This window comes from Amycolatopsis circi, from assembly GCF_003385235.1.
Taxonomy (GTDB): domain Bacteria; phylum Actinomycetota; class Actinomycetes; order Mycobacteriales; family Pseudonocardiaceae; genus Amycolatopsis; species Amycolatopsis circi.
In genome coordinates this window covers 25,610-45,186 of sequence record NZ_PQIA01000012.1, presented here as the reverse complement: position 1 = coordinate 45,186, position 19,577 = coordinate 25,610, and the positions used below count along the sequence as shown (strand labels likewise).

The 19,577-nt window shown below is 68.4% G+C and carries 19 protein-coding genes; 9 read left to right on the top strand and 10 right to left on the bottom strand.

Going from position 1 to position 19,577, the window contains the following annotated elements; all coding sequences use genetic code 11:
• Nucleotide 1 precedes the first annotated feature (1 nt).
• From D0D37_RS06170 to D0D37_RS06155, 4 genes are all read right to left on the bottom strand, one after another.
• Nucleotides 2–259, bottom strand: coding sequence for an acyl carrier protein (locus D0D37_RS06170; RefSeq protein WP_116199627.1), 258 nt, complete (start codon nucleotides 257–259; stop codon nucleotides 2–4).
• Complete coding sequence (locus tag D0D37_RS06165; protein WP_116199547.1) at nucleotides 252–1,859, bottom strand: fatty acyl-AMP ligase; 1,608 nt, start codon at nucleotides 1,857–1,859, stop codon at nucleotides 252–254. The genes D0D37_RS06170 and D0D37_RS06165 overlap by 8 nt, the downstream gene beginning before the upstream one ends.
• A gap of 90 nt (nucleotides 1,860–1,949) precedes the next feature.
• Nucleotides 1,950–3,149: an RNA polymerase sigma factor gene (locus tag D0D37_RS06160; RefSeq protein ID WP_116199546.1), complete on the bottom strand. Its 1,200-nt coding sequence runs from the start codon at nucleotides 3,147–3,149 to the stop codon at nucleotides 1,950–1,952.
• Nucleotides 3,146–3,517, bottom strand: a complete 372-nt coding sequence (locus D0D37_RS06155; protein WP_116199545.1) for a YciI family protein — start codon at nucleotides 3,515–3,517, stop codon at nucleotides 3,146–3,148. Before D0D37_RS06155 ends, D0D37_RS06160 begins: the two co-directional genes overlap by 4 nt.
• 117 nt (nucleotides 3,518–3,634) lie before the next feature.
• Here D0D37_RS06155 and D0D37_RS06150 point away from each other — a divergent pair, with 117 nt between their 5' ends.
• Nucleotides 3,635–4,402 carry a methyltransferase gene (locus tag D0D37_RS06150; protein ID WP_116199544.1) on the top strand — a complete coding sequence of 256 codons (768 nt, stop codon included), beginning with the start codon at nucleotides 3,635–3,637 and terminating at the stop codon, nucleotides 4,400–4,402.
• A 6-nt stretch (nucleotides 4,403–4,408) separates the two neighbouring features.
• Here the strand turns inward: D0D37_RS06150 and D0D37_RS06145 are convergent, their stop codons facing one another.
• A complete protein-coding gene (locus D0D37_RS06145; RefSeq protein WP_116199543.1) occupies nucleotides 4,409–5,155 on the bottom strand; it encodes an alpha/beta fold hydrolase in 747 nt (248 codons plus the stop codon).
• A 79-nt stretch (nucleotides 5,156–5,234) separates the two neighbouring features.
• On the opposite strand from D0D37_RS06145, the gene D0D37_RS06140 reads away from it, so the two are divergent.
• The 5 genes from D0D37_RS06140 (at nucleotide 5,235) to D0D37_RS06120 (ending at nucleotide 8,662) form a co-directional block, all read left to right on the top strand.
• A complete protein-coding gene (locus D0D37_RS06140) occupies nucleotides 5,235–5,828 on the top strand; it encodes a TetR/AcrR family transcriptional regulator (RefSeq protein WP_116199542.1) in 594 nt (197 codons plus the stop codon).
• Between the two features lie 113 nt (nucleotides 5,829–5,941).
• On the top strand, nucleotides 5,942–6,232 hold the full coding sequence (locus tag D0D37_RS06135; RefSeq protein WP_116199541.1) for a hypothetical protein: 291 nt from the start codon (nucleotides 5,942–5,944) through the stop codon (nucleotides 6,230–6,232).
• 153 nt (nucleotides 6,233–6,385) lie between these two features.
• Nucleotides 6,386–6,796, top strand: a complete 411-nt coding sequence (locus D0D37_RS06130; RefSeq protein ID WP_116199540.1) for a hypothetical protein — start codon at nucleotides 6,386–6,388, stop codon at nucleotides 6,794–6,796.
• On the top strand, nucleotides 6,793–7,389 hold the full coding sequence (locus D0D37_RS06125) for a DUF3558 domain-containing protein (protein WP_244223405.1): 597 nt from the start codon (nucleotides 6,793–6,795) through the stop codon (nucleotides 7,387–7,389). Before D0D37_RS06130 ends, D0D37_RS06125 begins: the two co-directional genes overlap by 4 nt.
• Before the next feature lies 1 nt (nucleotide 7,390).
• Entirely contained in the window at nucleotides 7,391–8,662 is a 1,272-nt protein-coding gene (locus D0D37_RS06120; protein ID WP_116199539.1) for a hypothetical protein, read from the top strand.
• Between the two features lie 790 nt (nucleotides 8,663–9,452).
• On the opposite strand, the gene D0D37_RS06115 is transcribed toward D0D37_RS06120, so the two are convergent.
• Nucleotides 9,453–9,986, bottom strand: coding sequence for a hypothetical protein (locus tag D0D37_RS06115; protein ID WP_208719820.1), 534 nt, complete (start codon nucleotides 9,984–9,986; stop codon nucleotides 9,453–9,455).
• Between the two features lie 183 nt (nucleotides 9,987–10,169).
• On the opposite strand from D0D37_RS06115, the gene D0D37_RS06110 reads away from it, so the two are divergent.
• Entirely contained in the window at nucleotides 10,170–11,216 is a 1,047-nt protein-coding gene (locus tag D0D37_RS06110; protein WP_116199537.1) for a LysR family transcriptional regulator, read from the top strand.
• 791 nt (nucleotides 11,217–12,007) lie between these two features.
• Here D0D37_RS06110 and D0D37_RS06105 read toward each other — a convergent pair.
• The 4 genes from D0D37_RS06105 to D0D37_RS06090 form a co-directional block, all read right to left on the bottom strand.
• Nucleotides 12,008–12,373 carry a DUF427 domain-containing protein gene (locus D0D37_RS06105; protein WP_116199536.1) on the bottom strand — a complete coding sequence of 122 codons (366 nt, stop codon included), beginning with the start codon at nucleotides 12,371–12,373 and terminating at the stop codon, nucleotides 12,008–12,010.
• 94 nt (nucleotides 12,374–12,467) lie between these two features.
• Nucleotides 12,468–13,184, bottom strand: coding sequence for a S1 family peptidase (locus D0D37_RS06100; protein WP_116199625.1), 717 nt, complete (start codon nucleotides 13,182–13,184; stop codon nucleotides 12,468–12,470).
• A gap of 170 nt (nucleotides 13,185–13,354) precedes the next feature.
• A complete protein-coding gene (locus D0D37_RS06095) occupies nucleotides 13,355–13,714 on the bottom strand; it encodes a hypothetical protein (RefSeq protein WP_116199624.1) in 360 nt (119 codons plus the stop codon).
• A 22-nt stretch (nucleotides 13,715–13,736) separates the two neighbouring features.
• Nucleotides 13,737–14,102, bottom strand: a complete 366-nt coding sequence (locus D0D37_RS06090) for a hypothetical protein (protein ID WP_116199535.1) — start codon at nucleotides 14,100–14,102, stop codon at nucleotides 13,737–13,739.
• A gap of 317 nt (nucleotides 14,103–14,419) precedes the next feature.
• On the opposite strand from D0D37_RS06090, the gene D0D37_RS06085 reads away from it, so the two are divergent.
• Both D0D37_RS06085 and D0D37_RS06080 read left to right on the top strand, forming a co-directional pair.
• Nucleotides 14,420–16,804 carry a class III lanthionine synthetase LanKC N-terminal domain-containing protein gene (locus D0D37_RS06085; RefSeq protein ID WP_116199534.1) on the top strand — a complete coding sequence of 795 codons (2,385 nt, stop codon included), beginning with the start codon at nucleotides 14,420–14,422 and terminating at the stop codon, nucleotides 16,802–16,804.
• Nucleotides 16,805–17,191: 387 nt separating this feature from the next.
• Entirely contained in the window at nucleotides 17,192–19,558 is a 2,367-nt protein-coding gene (locus D0D37_RS06080; protein WP_116199533.1) for a sensor histidine kinase, read from the top strand.
• The last annotated feature ends 19 nt before the right edge of the window (nucleotides 19,559–19,577 follow it).

Here is a 19,577-nt window from a genome sequence, read left to right as displayed (position 1 = left end):
TTCAGTGCTTCTCCTCAGCTCGGCTTACTGCCAGGGCCTCCGCGAGCACGGCCGCCACGGATTCCACGTCGGTGAACCGATCGAGCTGGTCCAGATCGATCGACACGTCGTAGTAGACCTCCAGCGCCGCGAGAAGCCGGATCCGGCCCTTCGAGTCGATGCCGAGTTCCTCCAGGGGAGCGTCGGGCACGACGAGGGCCGGGTCGAGCCGGAAGGTGTCGCTGACGACCTTCGTGACCTCGGCGCAGTGATCACCCACGGACGCCACCGTAACGCGCCTTGGCGGCCGACCGGGCGACCTTCCCGCTGGAAGTGCGCGGAAGTCCGCCAGAAGGGACCAGGTGTACCGCACGGAGCGTGAGATCGTGCTCTCTCGACACCGCTCGCAGCACGGCCCGGGTCACGTCTTTGACCTCGGCTTCCGCGCCGCGGGCCCATTCCGCGACCACCATCGCGCCCTCGCCCTGTTCGTCGGCGACGCCGAACGCGGCGACCCGGTCGCGGCGGATCGCCGGATGCGCCTCGCCCGCCGCCGCCTCGAGGTCCTGCGGGTGGAAGTTGCGGCCGTCGACGACGATCAGGTCTTTGAGCCTGCCGGTGATGTAGAGGTCGCCGCGGTGCATCACCCCGAGGTCGCCGGTGCGGAGCCAGCCGTCGAGCCCGTCGAGAACGCCGCCGAACGAGTCCGCGTCACCGCGCCCCCAGTAGCCGCTCGCGACGTTCGGGCCGTGCACCCAGATCTCGCCGACCTCGTCCTCGGGCTGCTCGTGTCCGTCGTGGACGATCCGGACAAGCTGCCCGACCGGCCGTCCCACCGACATCACCGGCTGGCCGTCCGCCGTTTCGACGGCCCGGCCCTGAGCCAGGGCTTCCCGGTCGAGCACCGCGCCGCGCGGCCCTTCGTCTCCCGCGCTCGCGACGTACACCGTTGCCTCAGCCAGCCCGTAAGACGGACGGTGTGCCTCCGGACGGAACCCGCGCGGACCGAACACCTCGTGGAAACGTTCAACCGTGCGCGGCCGGACAGGCTCGGCGCCGTTGAGCGCGACCCGGACGTCCGAGAGATCGAGGTCGTCCTCCGCGCCGGCGTCGGCCGCCAGGTCGTAGGCGAAATTCGGGGCCGCGGTGAAGACGGCCGGGTAGTCCGAGAGCTGGCGCAGCCACCGTTGCGGCCGGTGCACGAACTCCGCCGGGGACATGAACACCGACCGTCCGCCAACGTAAACGGGCAGGCACAGCAGCTGGATCAGGCCCATGTCGTGGAAGAACGGGATCCAGCCCGCGCAGGTCGTCTGCTCATCCGAGGCGTAGGCCTGGCTGGCCTGCCAGCACGCCGCGACGATCGCCCGGTGCGGGATCACCGCGCCCGCCGGTTCGCGCGTCGACCCCGAGGTGTACTGCAGGTAGGCCGGGCTTTCCGGGTCCACGCGGACCGGATCGACGCCCGGTCCGGACAGCTCGTCCACCACCACGAGGTCGCCGGGATCGCTGAACTCGCGCACCTTCGCCGCGACGGCGGACGACGTCGCCCACACTCGCGCGCCGGAGTCGGCGAGGACGCCGGAGAGCCGGTCGGCCTGCGCGCGGTTGCCGGGCAGCATCAGCGGAACGGCGACCATTCCGGCGGCAAGAGCGCCGAAAAACGCCAGCGGATAAGCGAGTTCCTGCCCGGCGAGGATCGCGACGCGCTCGCCCGGTTCCGCGACGCGGCGCAATTCCCCGGCCACGATCCGGACTTTCGCGGCGAACTCCGCCCACGTCAGCGCGTGCTCGACGCCGCGAGTGTGATTTTGGTGGGTGAACAACGGCCGTTCGTCGTCCGCGCGGGCGAACAGCCGGTCCACGATCGAGACGCGCATGACCTCGTCAGGCACGCTCGCAGACGTCCGGGACACGCAGCGCAACCTACTCGAACTCGAGACCGGGTCGCGAGCCCGGTCGCGGAGAATTCATTCACGTACCTGGGCGGCCCGGGACTCCAGATAGCGCTTCTCCGCGATACTCGCCGTCGCCTTGGCGGCCAGCCGGTAGTTTTCGTACGCCCCAGGCAGATCCCCGGCTTTCTCCAGCAAATGCGCCCGCACCGACAGCAACCGGTGATGCCGCGCCATTCGCTCTTCACCGTCTAATGTGGACAAGAGCGCGAGCCCGGCCCGCGGCCCCTCGGTCTCGGCGAGCGCGATCGCACGGTTCAGCGTGACGACCGGGTTGGGCGCGATCCGTTCCAGGATCAGGTAAAGCGCGTGCACCTGCCGCCAGTTGGTCTCCTCCGCCGTCTCCGCGTCGGCGTGCGTCGCGGCGATGGCCGCCTGCAGCTGATACGGGCCAAGGTCCGAACCGGCGAGCGACGCTTTCGCCAGCTCAGTGCCCTCGTCGAGCATGGCGCGATCCCACGTCGAACGGTCCTGGTCGGCCAGCGGCACCAGGTCTCCGGACGGCGTCGTGCGGGCGGTGCGGCGGGCGTGGGTCAGCAGCATCAACGCGAGCAGACCGGTCACTTCGCTGTCGTCCGGCAGCCGCGCGTGCACCATCCTGGCCAGGCGAATCGCCTCGGACGCCAGGTCGGCGCGATGCAGGTCGCTGCCGGACGACGCGGTGTAACCCTCGTTGAAAATCAGGTAAAGCACCTGCAGCACGACATTCAGCCGCTCCGGGCTTTCCGTCCCCGGGAACGAGCTGCCCGCCGCCTTGATCCGCTGTTTGGCACGGCTGATCCGGGCAGCCATCGTGCCCTCCGGTACCAAAAACGCGCGGGCGATCTCGGCGGTGGTCAGCCCGCCGACCGCCCGCAGGGTCAACGCGGTCTGCGACGCCGGGGTCAGCGTCGGATGGCAGCACAGGAACAGCAGGAGCAGCGTGTCGTCGGTGTCCGGCACCTCGGGCGCGTCCTCGACGGCGTTCGCCAGCTCCCGCTCGCGGCGTGCCTGGTCGCTGCGCAACTGGTCGACATAGCGCCGGGACGCGACCGTCGACAGCCAGCCGCGCGGATTGTTCGGCACGCCTTCGACCGGCCACTGCTGAGAAGCGGCGAGGACGGCCTCCTGCACCGCGTCCTCGCAGCCCTCGAACTGGCCGTATCGGCGCACCAACACGCCAAGGACCTGCGGCACGAGTTCGCGCAGCAGGTCCTCGACGGCGGGAGGCTTCACGCGTCCAATTGTCCTTCCGAGAACATCACCTGGCGGACCTCGACCCCGAGCCCTTCGATCGCGGCGTCCGGGATCTGCGCGGCCAGCTCGATCGCGCGCTCCTTGGTCTCGACGTCGAGCAGGTAGTAGCCGCCGAGGAATTCCTTGGACTCCAGGAACGGCCCGTCGGTGACCACCGGCTGCCCGCCGCGCACCGAGACCACCACGGCCTGTGACGGATCGGCCAGTGCCTGCGCGGCGATCAGCTCGCCGGACTTCTTCGTCGACTCCATGAACGCGGTGACGCCGTCGCCGAGGGCTTCCTTCTCCTCGTCGGTCAGCGCGTCGAGGACGGACTGGTTGATGTGCAGGCTGATCAGGAACTTCATCGTCGTGCTCCTCGTGGTTTCGGGGTCTTTCGGGGAGTAGTCGGAGGCGCGGGCGGGTTCTGGACATGCACTTTATGTGACGCGCGTCACTGCCGGGTCGGGCGCAGGATGAACGGCATGGAGACCGACGCCTGGGCCGCGCTGGCGAGTCCGTTCGTGGAAGGCGCGTACGCGACCGTCAAAGGCCGAGTTCGCACGTACGTCCTGCATCAGCAGCTCTTGGCGCACCTGCCCCCGCCGCCCGCCACGGTGCTCGACGTCGGCGGCGGGGCCGGGCATCAGTCGTTTCCGTTGGCGCGCCTGGGTTACGACATCGTCCTGCTGGATTCGTCCGACGCGATGCTGTCGAAGGCTGAGGAACGGCTCGCGGCCGAAACGGCTGAGGTTCGCGAGCGAGTCCGGCTGATCCGCAGCCGCGGCGAGGACGCCGTCGGGGCGGTCGCTGGCCAGAAGTTCGACGCGGTGCTGTGCCATGGCGTGCTGATGTATGTGGACGATCCCGTGCCGATGATCGACGCGCTGTGCGCCTGCGCGGCGCCGGGCGGGATCGTCTCGGTGATGGCGCTCAATGCCGAGACGCTGGCCGTCCTCCCCGCGCTGGAAGGGCGGTGGAGCGACGCGCTGACCGCGTTCGACGCACGCGGCGAGCGAGGCGTCCTCGGCGTGGACACGCGCGCCGACACGGTGGCGGGACTGTCGCAGCTGCTCGTCGGGCAAGGAGCTGAACCGCTTGCCTGGTACGGGGTTTGGCTGTTCGCCGACTGGATGGACCTGGCCCCGGAAGAGAGCCGGATCGCCGAGATCGCGGAGGTAGAGCTGGAGGCGGCGCGACGAGATCCGTACCGGCGGATGAGCCGGGTGTTCCATCTCGTCGCGCGCACCTGAACTGTCCTATTCGGACGCTTCCCAGAACTCGGTGAGGATTCGCGCGCCCTGGACCGGGTCCTGCGTCATCCACCAGTGCCCGAGGCCCTCCAGCACCGCGACCTTCGCCCCGGCCCGCTCGGCCGCGCGGCGGCGCTGCTCGTCCGTCCCGACGAAGTGGTCCTCGGTCGCCAGCACGACGAGCCCCGGACGCTCCGCCGCGCGTTCGAGATTCCGGCCGAACTCCGCGATCGCCGGCTGCGCCGCGGACCGGTACAGCGGGAGCACCGCGCGCGCCATGCTGTCGTTCATCCCCTCGGCGACCTTGGCGGCCACCGACTCGTGCATTCCGCCGCTGACCAGGCGTTCAGCCCGCTTGTCCACCGGCGCACCGAACATCGCCGCGACGGCTTCCTCGCCGACGCCCGGTTTCTGCCACCCCTGCGCGAGGTCGTGCCAGACGTAATCCGGATCGAACGCGCCCGCCGTGTCGCTGGCCCAGCTGCGCACCAGCTCGGGGCGCGCCATGACGGCGTTGAGCACGTGCGCGCCGCCCCAGTCGTGGCCGACGAGGTCGACCGGTTCGGGGAACTTCTCCAGCTCGGCGATCAGCCAGTCGCGGTACTCGATGGCGGTCGCGCCGAACCCGTCGGGCCACGGCGCGCCGAATCCGGGCGGGGACAGGCACACGACCGGCCGGTCGCCCAGTTCGGCGAGCAGACGCTCCCACACCGCGGCGGTTTCCGGATTGCCGTGGACGAAAACTGCGGTCATCGGATTTCCTCCCTCTCGTCGCTCCCACTCTACGCATACTTGCTTGTCAGCTGGCAAGTATGTTGTAGAGTTTCTTCCCGTGACCACACGCCGCACTCAACAGGAACGCCGCGACCAGGCGGCGGCCGCTTTGCTGGAAGCCGCCGCCGAACTGGTCGTCGAGGAAGGCGTGCGCGCCGTGACGCTGGCGCGCGTCGGCGAACGCGCCGGGTACAGCCGCGGCCTGGTCACCCACCATTTCGGCGGCAAACAGGCGTTGCTGGAACAACTCGCCCGCACCACGCAGACCGGTTTCGTCCCCGGACTGGACTCGCTGCCGCCCGGCCTGGACCGGCTGTTGCGGCTGATCGACGGCTACCTCGCCCAGCTCAGCGAGCCGGACGTGCTGAGCCGGGCGTTCCTGGTGCTGTGGGCGGAATCCATGACCGCACCGGAGCTGGCCCCGATCTTCCGCGAGCGTGACCAGGCCTTCCGCGCCGACCTGCGGCAGGAGATCTCCGCAGGCATCGCCGAGGGCGCCATCCGGGCGGAGGTCGACCCTGAGCAGATCGCCGTGGCCATCGTCGGACAGCTCCGCGGCATCGCCCTGCAGTGCCTGCTCGACCCGGCCGCGGTGAAACCCGCCGAACTGCACCACTGCGCCGCCGAAGTGTGGAAACGAGCGCTGTCCTAGCCCACTGTCCGTGAGGGGAACCCTGAGGGACTCTGATTCCCTCAGGGTTCCCCTCACGGCACTTCAGAGCTGCGGCGCGCCTACTGTTCCCCGCGGACGACCTGCGCGTCACCGTGCTCCGCGACGAACCGCACGTGCTCGCGGTTTCGACGGAACATCCCTTGCCTGCCAAGGATTCCGTCGGAGCAGCTGATCCCGCAGACAAACTGAAAATGGTCGCCGAGGGCCAGGCCGTGGCGGTCCCGCCCCTGACCGACCGCCGAATCCGCGCCCGACCCGACCTGACGGCGGTCGCGATCGACGGGATCGACCCGTGCCAGATCGTGGTAGCCAGCCGAGCCGCCGACGAAAACCCGCTGCTCCCGGACGTCCACCGGGCCGCGGTACGGCATTTGTCGGCCTGAACTGCGCATTCTTGGATTACCATAGAAATTGCGTCTAGAGCATTAATGTCTAGCCGCGTTCCGCATTTCGGAGAACGTCACACAGGCAGTGAGTGATCAGCTACTTTGTTAGCTGTCTGCATTTGATGACACCGAACATGGGGAGGGCTTCGCGTGTGGGAGGACGTCGAGTTCTCGGTCTTTCACCCGTGGGAATCCCAGCCCCGCCAGGGCGGGTTCTCGCTGGACGTCGGTGCGGCGAAGGGGATCCTTCAGGATCTGCTGGAGTACCAGGACCGGCTTCTTTCCATGAAGCGCAAAGTCACCGCCCTGTGCGCGATGAAGCCGCCGTCGAAGGACCCGTCGACCACGGCGATGCACGTCGCGATGGTCGGTGACGGCAACGGAAAGCAAGGTGCGTTCTCCTACGGAGGCGGGCACATCGACTTGCAATTGCGCTACGTCAACGAGCTAGCCGACCGGATCCGGAAAGCACTGGCTGCGATCGACCAGAACGAGCAGGACCAGACCAAGACCGTCCAGAACGTCAACCCCGGTGCTCACTCTCCAGGAAAAATCGGATGAAACTGCGCACGACAGTCGCGATGCTCGGCATCGCGGTCCTCGCCGCCGGCTGCTCCACGCCCAAGGACGGCACCGCGACCCCTTCGGCACCGGCGACACAGAGTTTGCCCTACGGCGGCGCGCCGAAGGTCGAAAACCCGCTGCCGGACAACGCGCTCTCCGGCGATCCGTGCCAGGCGCTCACCCCGCAGCAACTGACCGGCCAACTCGGTTCCGCAGTGCCAGGGAAACCCGACACTTCCCCAGTCCGCGCCTGTGACTGGATCAGCCCCGACACCCACGGGTTCATCGGCCTGTCGTTCTTCGACAAGCACAACGACGGCCTCAGCAACGTCTACGTGAACGTCCGTCCGCAGATGAAGCGCTTCGACGTGCTCCAGCCCATCCAAGGCTTCCCCGCCGTCGCCTACAGCACCCAGCCCGGCCCGAATTCCCAGACCTGCGACGTCAACGTCGGTGTCACTGACCAACTGTCCTTCGCGGTCGAGGTCACCCCAGGCGGCACCAAATTCGGGAACGTCGACCCGTGCCCGCTCGCCGCCGACGTCGCCAACGACGTCATCACCACGTTGAAGCAGAAGGCCGGGCGGTGACATGAAATTCTGGGAGCCGATCAAGCAGTACCTCGACCAGCACCAGGAACTGACGGTGCCGATCGAGGACATCGTCCAGCAAGTGCAGGCTTCAGAACCCAGCGGCTGGCATGAAGGCGTGACCATGGCTCGCGAGCTGGCCACCGAGCAGGAAGCGCTGAGCCAGGATCTCTCCGGAACGCTGACGAAGCTGGAATCGTGCTGGAGCGGCGAGGGCGCGGATCTGGTCAGCGAACGGCTGCGCAAGGTCCGAGCCTCGGCGATCGACGCGCACCAGGCGTTCGCGGCCAACGAAAACACCCACGCCACCGGTATCGCGATGCACGAGAACCTGCGGAATCAGCTGACGCCGATCCCGCCCGCGCCCAAGGGCAGCCCGACGCCCGCGGCGGGTCTGATGAACGCGGACGTCATGTCCAAGCTCCTCGAGCACGACAGCGCGCAGCAGAAAAACGTTGAGACGTATGAGAAATACACGTTGGAGAGCCAGGGGAATACACAGCAGCTGAAGGTCGACTACGGCAAGATCGGCGCTTACGACGGCGGCGACGTGACCATCCAGCAGCACCCCTCCACCGAGGCAAAACCCCAGCCCGGTCCGGCTGCTCCCGAGCAGCATGCACGAGGCGGAACTGGCTCGACGTTCGATCCGGGAACTGCGCACAGCAGCACTTCCCAGCACAGCTCCTCGACCGCGAATGGCTTGCCTGGCAGGGAAAACGACCACACAAGCACCTCTGGATACACTCCGCCACCGGTCTCCAGCCCGAACGTGGACAACCCGTGGCACGGCGGAACGAGGACCCCGTCGGCACCCGGCCCGGTGAACGAATTCGGCATCACGCCCATCAACGGCCCCAGCGACGGCCGTCTAGGCGACATCTCAGAACGCCTAGGCGGCGGTCCCGGAAGCTCCGGTCGCACTGGCGGCGGTTCCGGCAGACTCGGCGGCTCCGGACGTCCCGGCAGCGAAGGCGGCCCCGGCCGTCCAGGCCCTGGCGGCGGTTCCGGTCGACTGGGCGGTGAAGCAGGCCCCCGATTCGGAGCCGGTGCGAGCGAAAGCGCGGCTTCCCGACTCAGCGCGGAACGTGGCGCCCCCGGCGGAAAGGGGTTGTCCGGCGCGGCAGCACCCGGCGCCCAACGCGGCAAGAACGAAGAAGACGAAGAGCATGAACGCAAGTACGTTCTAGATGTAGACCTCTTTGCCGATGATGGCACCGCAGTCGATCCGGAAACCGGTATGCGCCCGACGCCGCCGACTCTCGGGGCGTAAACCCGTTGCCTCGGCGGGCCTAGATCGGCTCGCCGGGTCAACTCGCGGCGGTCAATGGAGTGCGATCGCCGCTGGTCAGCAGATGGCGTACCTCGACGGCCCGCTCTCGCCTCGCTGCCGGATGGACTGGTACCGCCTGGTCGCCCGACGACCTGATCCTGCCTCGCCTGGCCAGGTCCCGCGGCCAGGTCCCGCGGCCAGGTCCCGCGGCCAGGTCCCGCGGCCAGGTCCCGCGGCCAGGTCCCGCGGCCAGGTCCCGCGGCCAGGTCCCGCGGCCAGGTCCCGCGGCCAGGTCCCGCGGCCAGGTCCCGCGGCCAGGTCCCGCGGCCAGGTCCCGCGGCCAGGTCCCGCGGCCAGGTCCCGCCTCGCCGCCCGGCAGGCGGCGAGGCGGGCCTCCCCCTCAAACGGCACTCCCTCCATCGCTTCCCTCTAAGCGATGCCCCGACGGTTGCCCCTCGAGCGTCTCCTCACGCGTTCCCTCTTGAGCGTCGCCCGTCCGGCGTCGGCGCTCGACCGTTGTCACTCAAGCGGTCGTGCTCAGCGGTGTCCGGCTTCGGAATCCGTCCCCTCAAACGGACCCGCCCCGAACACCCCCGCCTCGCGAAGCGCCGCCCCTCCGGCAACGTCCTTGCGCGAGCCCTCGAAACGCTCTCCTCACATAGCTGCCGCTGAGGCAGTCATCGCCCTCAAGCACGGCCCCTCGACACACGGCAGCTCGGCTTCCGCAAGCGGCACGACCCCTCAGACGTGCCGACCGCAAAACACCGCGTTTATCGAGCGTCCGAGAACTTCAGACCGCGAAAGCCGCGGCCTTCCGCGCGACAACCGCGTTCTTCCGCGCCCGGACTGCCCGGTTGGCCCCGGGCAGCCACTGCACTACGAGCACCGCCAGCAGGCTCAGTGCCGCGACGGCGTCGAAGGCGTTCAGCAGCGCTGGGTTCAGGTCGATCAGGTCACGCAGGCCGAGACCGATGCCGAAGACCGCAAACACGGTCAGCACCACTCGTGCCCAGTTGTGCGCGGCGAGGACCATCACGGCCGACACCAGGGTTACCAGGCCGATGACCAGCCAGATCGCCGCGCGGCTGTTGAATGACGACATGGCGATTCCGGTCAGGTCGTCGGCCGTCAGCAGGCCGCTTGAGGCCAGCTCTTTGCCTTCGGCCTGCAGGTATTCCTGCACGGCGGGGCGAATCAGGCCCTCGCCTTGCACCAGCACCATCGCGCCCCACGCCAGCCCGCTGAGCGCGCCGATCAACCCCAACCCCCCGCCGAGGAGCAGGGTGCGGGAACGGCGCGCACCGGTGGAACTGTACGAACTCACTTCTGTCGAACTCCTTGGATCAGATATCGAATCAAGCGTCACGCAGTTTCTCGCCGACTGCTTGCGCCGTCCACTGGTTCACGGATAAAATCTGTAGATTTTTTGAACTGGCCGCGAGATCAGAAGAGCCGGGTTAGGCTCTCTGTCGTCCTCGAAGAGAATGCAGAAGGCGAGTCCTGCCAGATGTCCGCTCCCAGCCCGTTCCGGTCGCCGTCGTTCAACGTGCTCAGCAGGCTCCTGCGCTCGTCACCTGCCCTGCTCGACACGACGTTCGACCAGCTGCGCACGCTGATCACGGTCGCGGAAACCGGAACCGCCCTCGCCGCCGCCCGTACGCTCGGCCGCGACCAGTCCAGTGTGCAAAAACAGCTCGACACTCTCAACCGCAATTTCTCGGAATTGTGCGGAGAACCATTATTGCACCGTCAAGGCCGCGGCCGCGACGTTCTTTTTACCGACACTGGGCGCGCGGTCGCGCAACAGGCTCGCCGCACCCTCACCGAATGGCTGGACACCATTCACGAATGCCGTCGCGAACTCGGCGGAACGCTCACCGTCGGCGCGACTCGTTACACCCTCGGGAGCCTGGCGCACGCCGGCGATCTCGTGGCAGAGCAGTTCCGCGCTCGCGACATCGAACTGAACGTGGTGCACGTGCGCACCAAAGACCTGATCGACCGGCTGCTGGCCAAGGATGTGGACCTGGTCTGCGGCAGCGTCGTCACGACCAACGCGCTCGACTCCGTCGACGTGCTGGAATGGCGGCGCAGCGGCCTCGGCATCCTGACCAATATGGACACTCCGAAGCCCGGCGAGTCCGTGCACACCAGCGAATTGCCGACGTTGCCGCTCGTCGTCCCCAGCGGCGGCGTGATCAACGACTTCATGCGCGGCTGGTTCGGCTCCGACTACCGCAACCGGCTCGACATCGTGGCCGAGATCGACTCCGCGCAATACGGATTCGAACTGCTCCGCTCCGGCCTGATCCGCGGCTGCATGCTCGTCACCCAAGGGCTCGGCGAAGCCGCGGGCGAAAACCGCCTGCACGCCGCCTCCGGATTGCGCACAATCACCCTCGTCGACGACATCGAGCCGAAACTCGAACTGCTCGTCGGCGTGTTCGCCCGGCGCGGCGAGCGCTCCTCGTACCCGGACAGCCATCCGCTCAACCTGCTGTGGAACGCGCTGCACCAGGCTGGGGAAGCCTCCTGGCTCGAAGTCGACCGCTGACCTGACTCCGGGCCAGGGGCATCGGCCAGCCGAGAACGGCACCGAAGCAGAAGCAGCTCCGAACCGGGACGGGCGATCAATCGGAGTTGACCCCGGGCCACGGGCGGCACTGAACCAGGGCAGCCACGGGGCAAGCAAATGAGCCCCGCAACCGCGATCGGCACCAGGCCAGGAACAACTCCGAATCCGGACGGGCAACCCGCCGGAATCAGCACCGAACCAGCGGCGGCCACGAGCCAGGATCAGCAGCGAGCAGAGATCAGCACGGAACCAAGACCAACTCCAAATCGGGCGGGCAACCAGTCGGAGTCGAGCCCGAACCACGCTCAGCCACGAACCGAGATCAGCAGCCAGCCGAGATCAGCGCGAAACCAGGAACGACTCCGAACCGGGACCGCAACCAATCGAAGTTGGCACCGGACCGCGGTCGGCACTAGACCAGGGGCAGCCAAGCAAATGAGCCCCTCAACCGAGATCAGCACCAGGCCAGGAACAAATCCGAACCCGGACGGACAACCCGCCGGAGTCGGCACCGAACCAGCGGCAGCCACGAGCCAGGATCAACAGCCAGCCAAGAACGGCACCGAACCGCGATCAGCTCCGAACCCCAACGGGAAAACCCGCCGGAGACGGCACCGAACCAGCGGCAGCCACGAACCAGGATCAACAGCCAGCCAAGATCGACACCGAGCCAGAATCAGCCCCCAACCGGGAAGCGCAACCAACCGGAGTCAGCACCGAACCAGCGGCAGCCACGAACCGGGATCAGTCACCGGCCAAAAAGGAACCCCTCAGCCGACCTCCTCGATTTCCACCCGGTCCGGATAGAACGCGACGTGCCCCTTGATCGAAGCCACCGCGTCGTGCGGAGCCTCGTAAACCCACACGGCGTTCTCGCCGTCCGGTACCGCGGCGAGGCTGTAGTACGAAGCGTCGCCCTTGTATGGGCAATGTGTCTTGTGCTCGGTCGGCGACAGCATCGCCAAGTCGACATCCTCCAGCGGGATGTACTGCACCGGCGGGTAGCTGGCCTCCCGCAGCACCTGCGCGCGGATGGTGTCGGCGATCGTCTTCTCGCCTGCCTTGACCACCACCCGCGCGGGGTTGGGCTCGACGGTGATCGGGTGGTCCGGCCCAGGGATCAGCTTGTCGGGCATCGTTCTCCTCCTCCGCGCAACGGAAGCGGTGCGCACTCCCAACACTAGGCCGGACCACCGACAAAATCAGGCGTCGGCGTTGTCCCTCAACCGATCAGACCCCGGCGACCTGCGAGATCCAGCTGCGGTACCGCGTGATGTTCGTATACGCCGTGCTGCTCTGCCGGTCGCTGGTCGACGCGACGCCGACCTGTCGTCCGGACGCGAACATCGGGCCGCCCGAGTCGCCGCCTGCGGTAATGCCGTCGCCGTAGGTCGCGCAGACCGCGACGCCGCCCTCGTAATCGCTGCACGACGGCGTCGTGACGCGCACATTAGCCACCTTCAGGTACCGCGACTGGCAGTTGATCTCCGAACCGCACCGGCTCGTCGCGCCCCAGCCATACACCTGCACGGTCTGCCCGGCGCGGACGTCGGTCGACGTGCCGAGCGGCGAGTACGTCGCGTTCACCGAGCTGGACAGCCGCACGATGGCCAGGTCAGCGGCACCCGGATAGCGCGTGATCGCGGCGCCGGTGGCCATCGTGCCGCCGCTGCTCTGGTCGAGGCTGCCGATGCGGAAGGTGTACGTCCCGCTGGAGGCGACGCAGTGCTTCGCGGTGAGGATGTACTGCGGGGCGATGATCGTGGCCGTGCAGTTCTGCTGCCCGTTCACGAACAGCCGCGCCGCCCACGGGGCGTTGGACGCGTAGCCGCCGCCGATGATCGCCGGACCGGGAGTCGGGGTAGCAACAGTGGCGCCGGCCTGACCGGCGAATCCGGCTAGGCCAAGCGCGGTAGCGAGCACGAGGAAACAGGTGCGCAAACGCATGGTCTCTCGTTTCTGCGGCTTCGTCGCCGCGGTTCCGGTGGGGACGGGAACCACGATCATCTTCCGCCGCGCCCACGAACCAGAACCGGCGAAAGTAGCCGGGGACCACCTGTTCTTCTGCCGTCACCGCCGCTACGGACAGTTCCGCGTACTGTTCCCCGACCAGCGACTCAAGCGGGCCGCGTCCGGCGCAGCCAGTACAGCCCGATCACCGGGAGCACCAGCGGAATGAACAGATACCCCTGCCCGTACACCGACCACACCGTGGCGTCCGGGAACGCCTGCCGGTCGAAAATGCTCAGGGTGCCCACGGTCAGCACGCCCAGCAGCTCGACCGTGCACGCCGCCAGCGCGATCCGCCACCACGTCCGGCCGCCGCGCGCGAGCGCGATCGTGGCCAGGATGTAGACCAGCGCGGCGAAGGCCGACAGTACGTACGCCAGCGGCGCCTCGTGGAATTTCGTGCCGATCTGGACGCCCGCCCGCGACGTCGCGGCGAGCGCGAAGATGGCGTACACCGCGACCAGGATCCGGCCGGGGCCGGTGGCCGTCTTACGCGCTTGCTCCACTCCACACCTCGTTCAGTCGCAGCACCATCACCGGAATGGCCACGCAGGCGATGCCGAGCACGACCGTGCTCGACCGGCTCTGCTCGGCAAGCGCCCACGCCGCGCCGACCGGCAGCACGACGAGGCAGCCGATCAGGTAGGCGAGGTAGGTCGCGAGGCTGCCCGGACGGTGCCCGCTGACGAGCAGCACGATCCCGATCACGAGCTGGGCGACCAGCAGCACCTCGATCACGCCGAGCGCGACGAGCAGCGGGGTGTCCGGCAGCCGCTTGCGCGCCGCCTGGACGAAACTCCACAGCGCGACGAGCGCCGCGCATCCAGCGACCGCTATCGCGAACCCGACGATCACCCGTTCCTCCTTTTGCCCGCCGGGCTCAACGTACCTGCCTCGCCCACCACCCCGTACGGGCGAGGGTCGACGGCGTGGCCGGGCCCACGTTCACCGGAACGGGTTCCTGGCATTCCGTCAATTCCCGAATGCCACGGAAATCCCGCTCGACCGGGCGACGGGGAATCACGCTCGGTTCGCCAGTGCTGGTTTTATCCTCGCCCCTCTCGGGTCCGCCGAACGCTGAATTGGCGGATTGGCGCGACGCCGAAGCTGTGCGGGAATGGTTTCCGTCGCCGGAGCACCGGAGAAGCGCAGACGCGGAAGGATTCACTTTTATGAACGTCCGGCACGAGGCATTCTGCCTCGCCGATCCGTGGTTCTTCGACCGCCGACGGGAAATATCCGCCGATGACCTGGCCACGCCGCCGCCGAGTCCATTGTGGACCGCAGAGGAAAGCGAGCACTGGCGCTACCTCCGCCCGCCCGGCGCCGGATTGTCGGAACAGGGCTGGACCGTAGAGATTTCCGCCGCTCCCGGCAACGCCGACCGGGTACTGGACCGAGTCCGCGAGTACTGCCGGATCCGCGGGCTGCACCACCGGCACCTGCGTTCCCGGTCGATTTTCCTGGATCAGAATGCCGAATATCCGACAACCGGAGGAACCGGCTCCCTCGCAACTATTTATCCGCCGGACAATAACACGCTGGAGCAGATCCTCGACGATCTTTCCGAACTCCTCACCGGCGAGCCCGGACCGGATATCGACGGCGCGCTCCGCTGCGGAGAATGCCCGATTCACGTGCGTTATGGCGGATTCACCGAACTGTGGACCGAGCACGGCGGCGCTCGCGTGCCGGCGCTGCGCAGGCCGAGCAGCGCGCTCGAACCGGAGCACCAGGGCCCGGACTTCTCCGTGCCGAGCTGGGTCCGGATTCCCGACTGCGTCGCGGAGTACACCGACGCCCCGGAGCCGCCGCATCCGGTCTCCGAGGTCCTCCGCCAAGCCCACGGAACCGCCGTCTACCTGGCCGAACGCGGCGGCGAGCAGGTGCTCGTCGAGGAAGCCTGGCCCTACACCGGGCTGGACGGCGACGGCGTCGACGCGGTCGCCCGCCTGGAGCACAAGCACGACCTCTTCGAACGGCTCGCCGGGATCCCCGGCATCCCGAAGACCCACGCGTACCTCGCCGGGCAGCGCCACTACCTGGTGCGGGAATACCGGCCCGGCCTGCCGCTGGACGTATGGCTCACCCGCCATTACCCGCTGACCCGCCGCGACTGCCCGGAAAACGACCTGGCCGTCTACCGCAAGCAGGCGTTGTCCGTACTGGCCCAAGTGGACCGCATCGTCGCCGAGGCCCGCGAACGCGACGTCGTCCTCGAAAACCCGCACAACATCCTGGTCGACAGCTCCGGAAAGGTGTCGCTGACCGGCTTCGACCGCGACGAAACCGCCCTGCGGCTGCGCCTCTTCCTTCCGCTGGCCCCGCTCTATCACCTGGTGCCGGAACGCCTCCGCTGGGCCGCTGAGCTCACCGAACGCCGTTTCTCGCTGCCCGCCGGTTACGCCGACGGCATCGCTGCGCACACCGAGCCCGCGCACACCGAACTCGACGAACCACGCCCGGATTGGACCTTGGTGCGCAAGCAGATCTCCGAAGCACTGCTAGCGTGCGCGACCCCGAACCGTCCGGATCGCCTGTTCCCCGGCGACATCGAGCAGTTCCGCGTCGGCGGCGCGACTTTCGGCACCGGCGCGGCAGGCGTGCTGCACTCGCTGCACGTCGCGGGCGTCGGCCGCTTCCCCGAACACGAGCAGTGGCTCCTCGACGCGATCGAGGGAAAACAGCCCAGCCGCGCGGGTTTCTACGACGGCAGCCACGGAATTGCTTACGTGCTGGAGGAATTCGGCTACCGGAAGGCCGCGGCCAACCTCCTCGCCGCCTCCCGCGCGCTGGTGGACCGTACCGTCGGCCACGATCTGGCGAGCGGTTTGGCCGGGATCGGCCTGACCCGGCTGCATTTCGCCGCGACCCGCGGGGACAACGAGTTCGGCAGGCAGGCGCTGAACATCGGCATCCGGCTCGCCGAGGCGCTGGACACCGCGGAACCGCCGGGCGCGACGGCGCGGGCCGGCCTGCTGTACGGCTGGTCCGGCCCGGCCTTGCTGTTCCTGCGCCTCTACGAACGCACTGGCGAACCCGCCTGGCTGTCGTTCGCCGACCAGGCGCTCGAACGCGATCTGGAGGAATGCGTCCCCGCACTCGACGGCTCGCTCCCGGTCCGCGACGGCAACCGAGGTTCGCGACGTGGAGCCGGAATCGGCAGCGCCGGAATCCTGATCGTCACCGAACAGCTGGCGCGCTACCGCCTCGAAGCGAAGGCCGCGCGCAGCCTGCCCGCACTGCGCGTCGCGTGCCGCGGCGAATTCGCGCTCCATCCCGGCCTGCTGAACGGCCGTTGCGGGCTCGCCGCCGGGCTGGCGTTCAGCAGCACCCCGGACCGGCGCACCCAGGACGCGATCGACCGGCACCTGACCCGGCTTTCGTGGTACGCGGTCCCGTTCCGCGGCGGCCTTGCCTTCCCCGGCCACCGCCTGCTACGACTGTCCGCCGACGTCGCCACCGGCGGCGCCGGAGTCCTGCGCACCCTCTCCGCGCTCCAGGACGGCACCGAACTGCTCCCGTTCCTCGGAGCGACCCCGCGGGTCAGTCATTAGTCCACAGTGGACACAGTTGTCGACATATCACTTAGTCGGCAGTTCCACCACGCGGAACCTCGACTGAGTGTCCGGACACTTTTTGAATCACTCATTCAGCCCAGCCCGTTGGTCCGAAATCCGCAGCCGGGGCCAGGGCCTCGGAAAACGCCGGGGGAACTCGGCGCTACCGTGGGTAACCGCCGTCAAGACGGCGTTCGGCTGCTCGTTCAGCGGAACCACGAGGCCCCCGTTCGTGATAGAAACCGGGGCTGTTCCGTTCGGTGGGCCTACGAAGGGTGTATCCGAGATTTCCGTGACGAGGACCACTCGCACCCACTGGCGTGTCCGCTTCCCCGGCCGTGTCCGCACTCTCGCCGAGGGTGACCCAGGAGTTCGTGAATCATCGTGGAGACCAAGGACGATCCCGGCAAGGCGTACGACAAGTCGATCCGGAAGAGGCTGACCCGGACGGTCCTGATCCCGAGCATCACCCTGCTCGTGCTGTGGGCGGTGCTGGCGACGGCCTTCTTCATCAACGGCTTGTACGTGCGGCTCGTCGCGGGCTCGGTGCGTGACGTTTCGATCCCCGCGCTCACCGCGCTGTCGTCGCTGCAGCAGGAACGTCAGCTCGCCCTGCAGTACCTCGACAGCCCCAGTTCCGGCCCGCAGCAGCTGCAGCAACAGGAGCAGGACGCCGACGGCAAGCTGAAGGGCCTGCAGGACGCCTTCGCCGCCACCATTTCCAGCGCCCCGGACGAGATCGCCGGCAAGGTCACCGCGCTGAAGGCGCAGCTCGACCAGCTGCCGGTGCTGCGCTCGCAGGTCAACTTCCGCAGCATCAACCGCTCTCAGGTCAACGCCTACTACAACGGCGTCCTCGACTCCGCGGCGACGCTGTTCGACACGCAGGCGCGCATCGTCCCCGACGCGACCGCGGTGCAGGGCGCGATCTCCGCGACCTCGCTGTTCCGGGCGGGCGACCTGATGTCGCGCGAAACGTCGCTGGTGTCGGCGGCGTTCTCCGGCAACAGCTTCGCGCCGGACGACTTCGTCCAGTTCTCCCAGCTGGTCGGCTACTACCGCACACAGCTCGCGCAGATCTCGCCGTTCCTCGAACCGGCAGTTCGCCAGCACTACCAGCAACTCTCGACCAGCGACGCCTGGAAACGGCTCAATGCGGCCGAGGACTCGCTGATCAAGCACGGTCCGTGGACCAGCAGCGACCAGAGCAACGTGCCGGTGTCGACGGGCGATTGGCACGCGCTGACCGCACAGGTCGCCCAAGGTCTGAACCAGCTCACCATCGAGCAGGCCGACCAGGTTTCCGCGGCCGCGATCGACTCCGGAAACGCGCAGCTCCGCAACGCCATCATCGGCAGCATCGTGGCCCTGCTCGCCTCGCTGGCCGCGATCATCGTCGCGGTGCGGGTGTCGCGTTCGCTCGTGGACCGGACCCTGATGACGCGTCTGGAGCGGCTGCGCAACGACTCGCTCGACCTGGCACGCAACCGGCTGCCGAACATCGTCGGCAGGCTCAAGAGCGGCGACCCGGTGGACATCGAGGCGGAGCTGCCGCAGCTGGACCACGGCCGCGACGAGATCGGCCAGGTGGCCGAAGCGTTCAACACCGCGCAGCTCACCGCGGTCAACGCGGCGGCGAGCGAGGCGAAGGCGCGCAGCGGGGTGCACAACGTGTTCCTCGGCATCGCGCACCGCAACCAGGTCCTGGTGCACCGGCAGCTGCAGATCTTGGACGAAATGGAAAGCCGCGAAGAGAACTCGACCCAGCTGGCGTCGCTGTTCCAGCTCGACCACCTCGCCGCCCGCGCCCGGCGGACCACGGAGAACCTGATCATCCTCGGCGGCAAGCAGCCCGGACGGCGCTGGCGCAAACCGGTTTCGCTGATGGAGGTGCTGCGCGCGGCCGTCTCGGAAACCGAGCAGTACTCCCGGGTGCAGGTCGAGCAGGTGCCGGACGTCGCGATCGTCGGCACCGCGGTCGCCGACACCATTCACCTCGTCGCCGAGCTGGTCGACAACGCGACGTCGTTCTCCCCGCCCGGTTCGCAGGTCGAGGTGACCAGCCGGATGGTCGCGCGCGGCGTCGTGGTCGACGTGTCCGACCAGGGGCTGGGCATGAAGGAAGGCGTGCGCGAGTGGGCCAACGCGATGATGGCTGACGCGCCCGAGTTCGACGCGATGGCACTGCGCGCGGACTCCAGCCTCGGCCTGTTCGTGGTCGCGCGGCTGGCTTCGCGGCTCGGCATCACGGTCACCTTCGACCCGTCGCGCTACGGCGGCACCCGGGCGACCGTGCTGATCCCGTCGAACCACCTGGCCGACGCGAACGCGCCCGAACCCGCGGACGAGACCCCGGCGCTCGCTCAGGTCGGCGCGCCAGCACTGGAGAGCGCACACCGGTCGGCCCCGGAGGCCCCTCAGCCGTCGCCGCGCCCGTATCCGGCTCGCCCGCTTCCCACGCCGGCCCCGCGGACTCCGGAGCCGTATCCCCCGTCCGCAGGCCAGATCCCGGACGTCCCGGCCGCGCCGCGCGCGTCCGTCGCCGAGCCGGACCTCAGCGGCCTGCAGGGCGACGAGCGGCCCCGGCTCCCGCGCCGGCAGCCGCAGCAGAACCTCGTCGCCCAGCTGCACGACGACCCGGACGCCGCCGCCGAAGCGGACGTCACCAACGCGGGCGAGACCACCGCGCGGACGCTGATGGCGTTCCACAAGGGCACCCGCCGGGCGCGAGGCGGGCAAAATGACTCATAACGACCGAACACCTCACGAA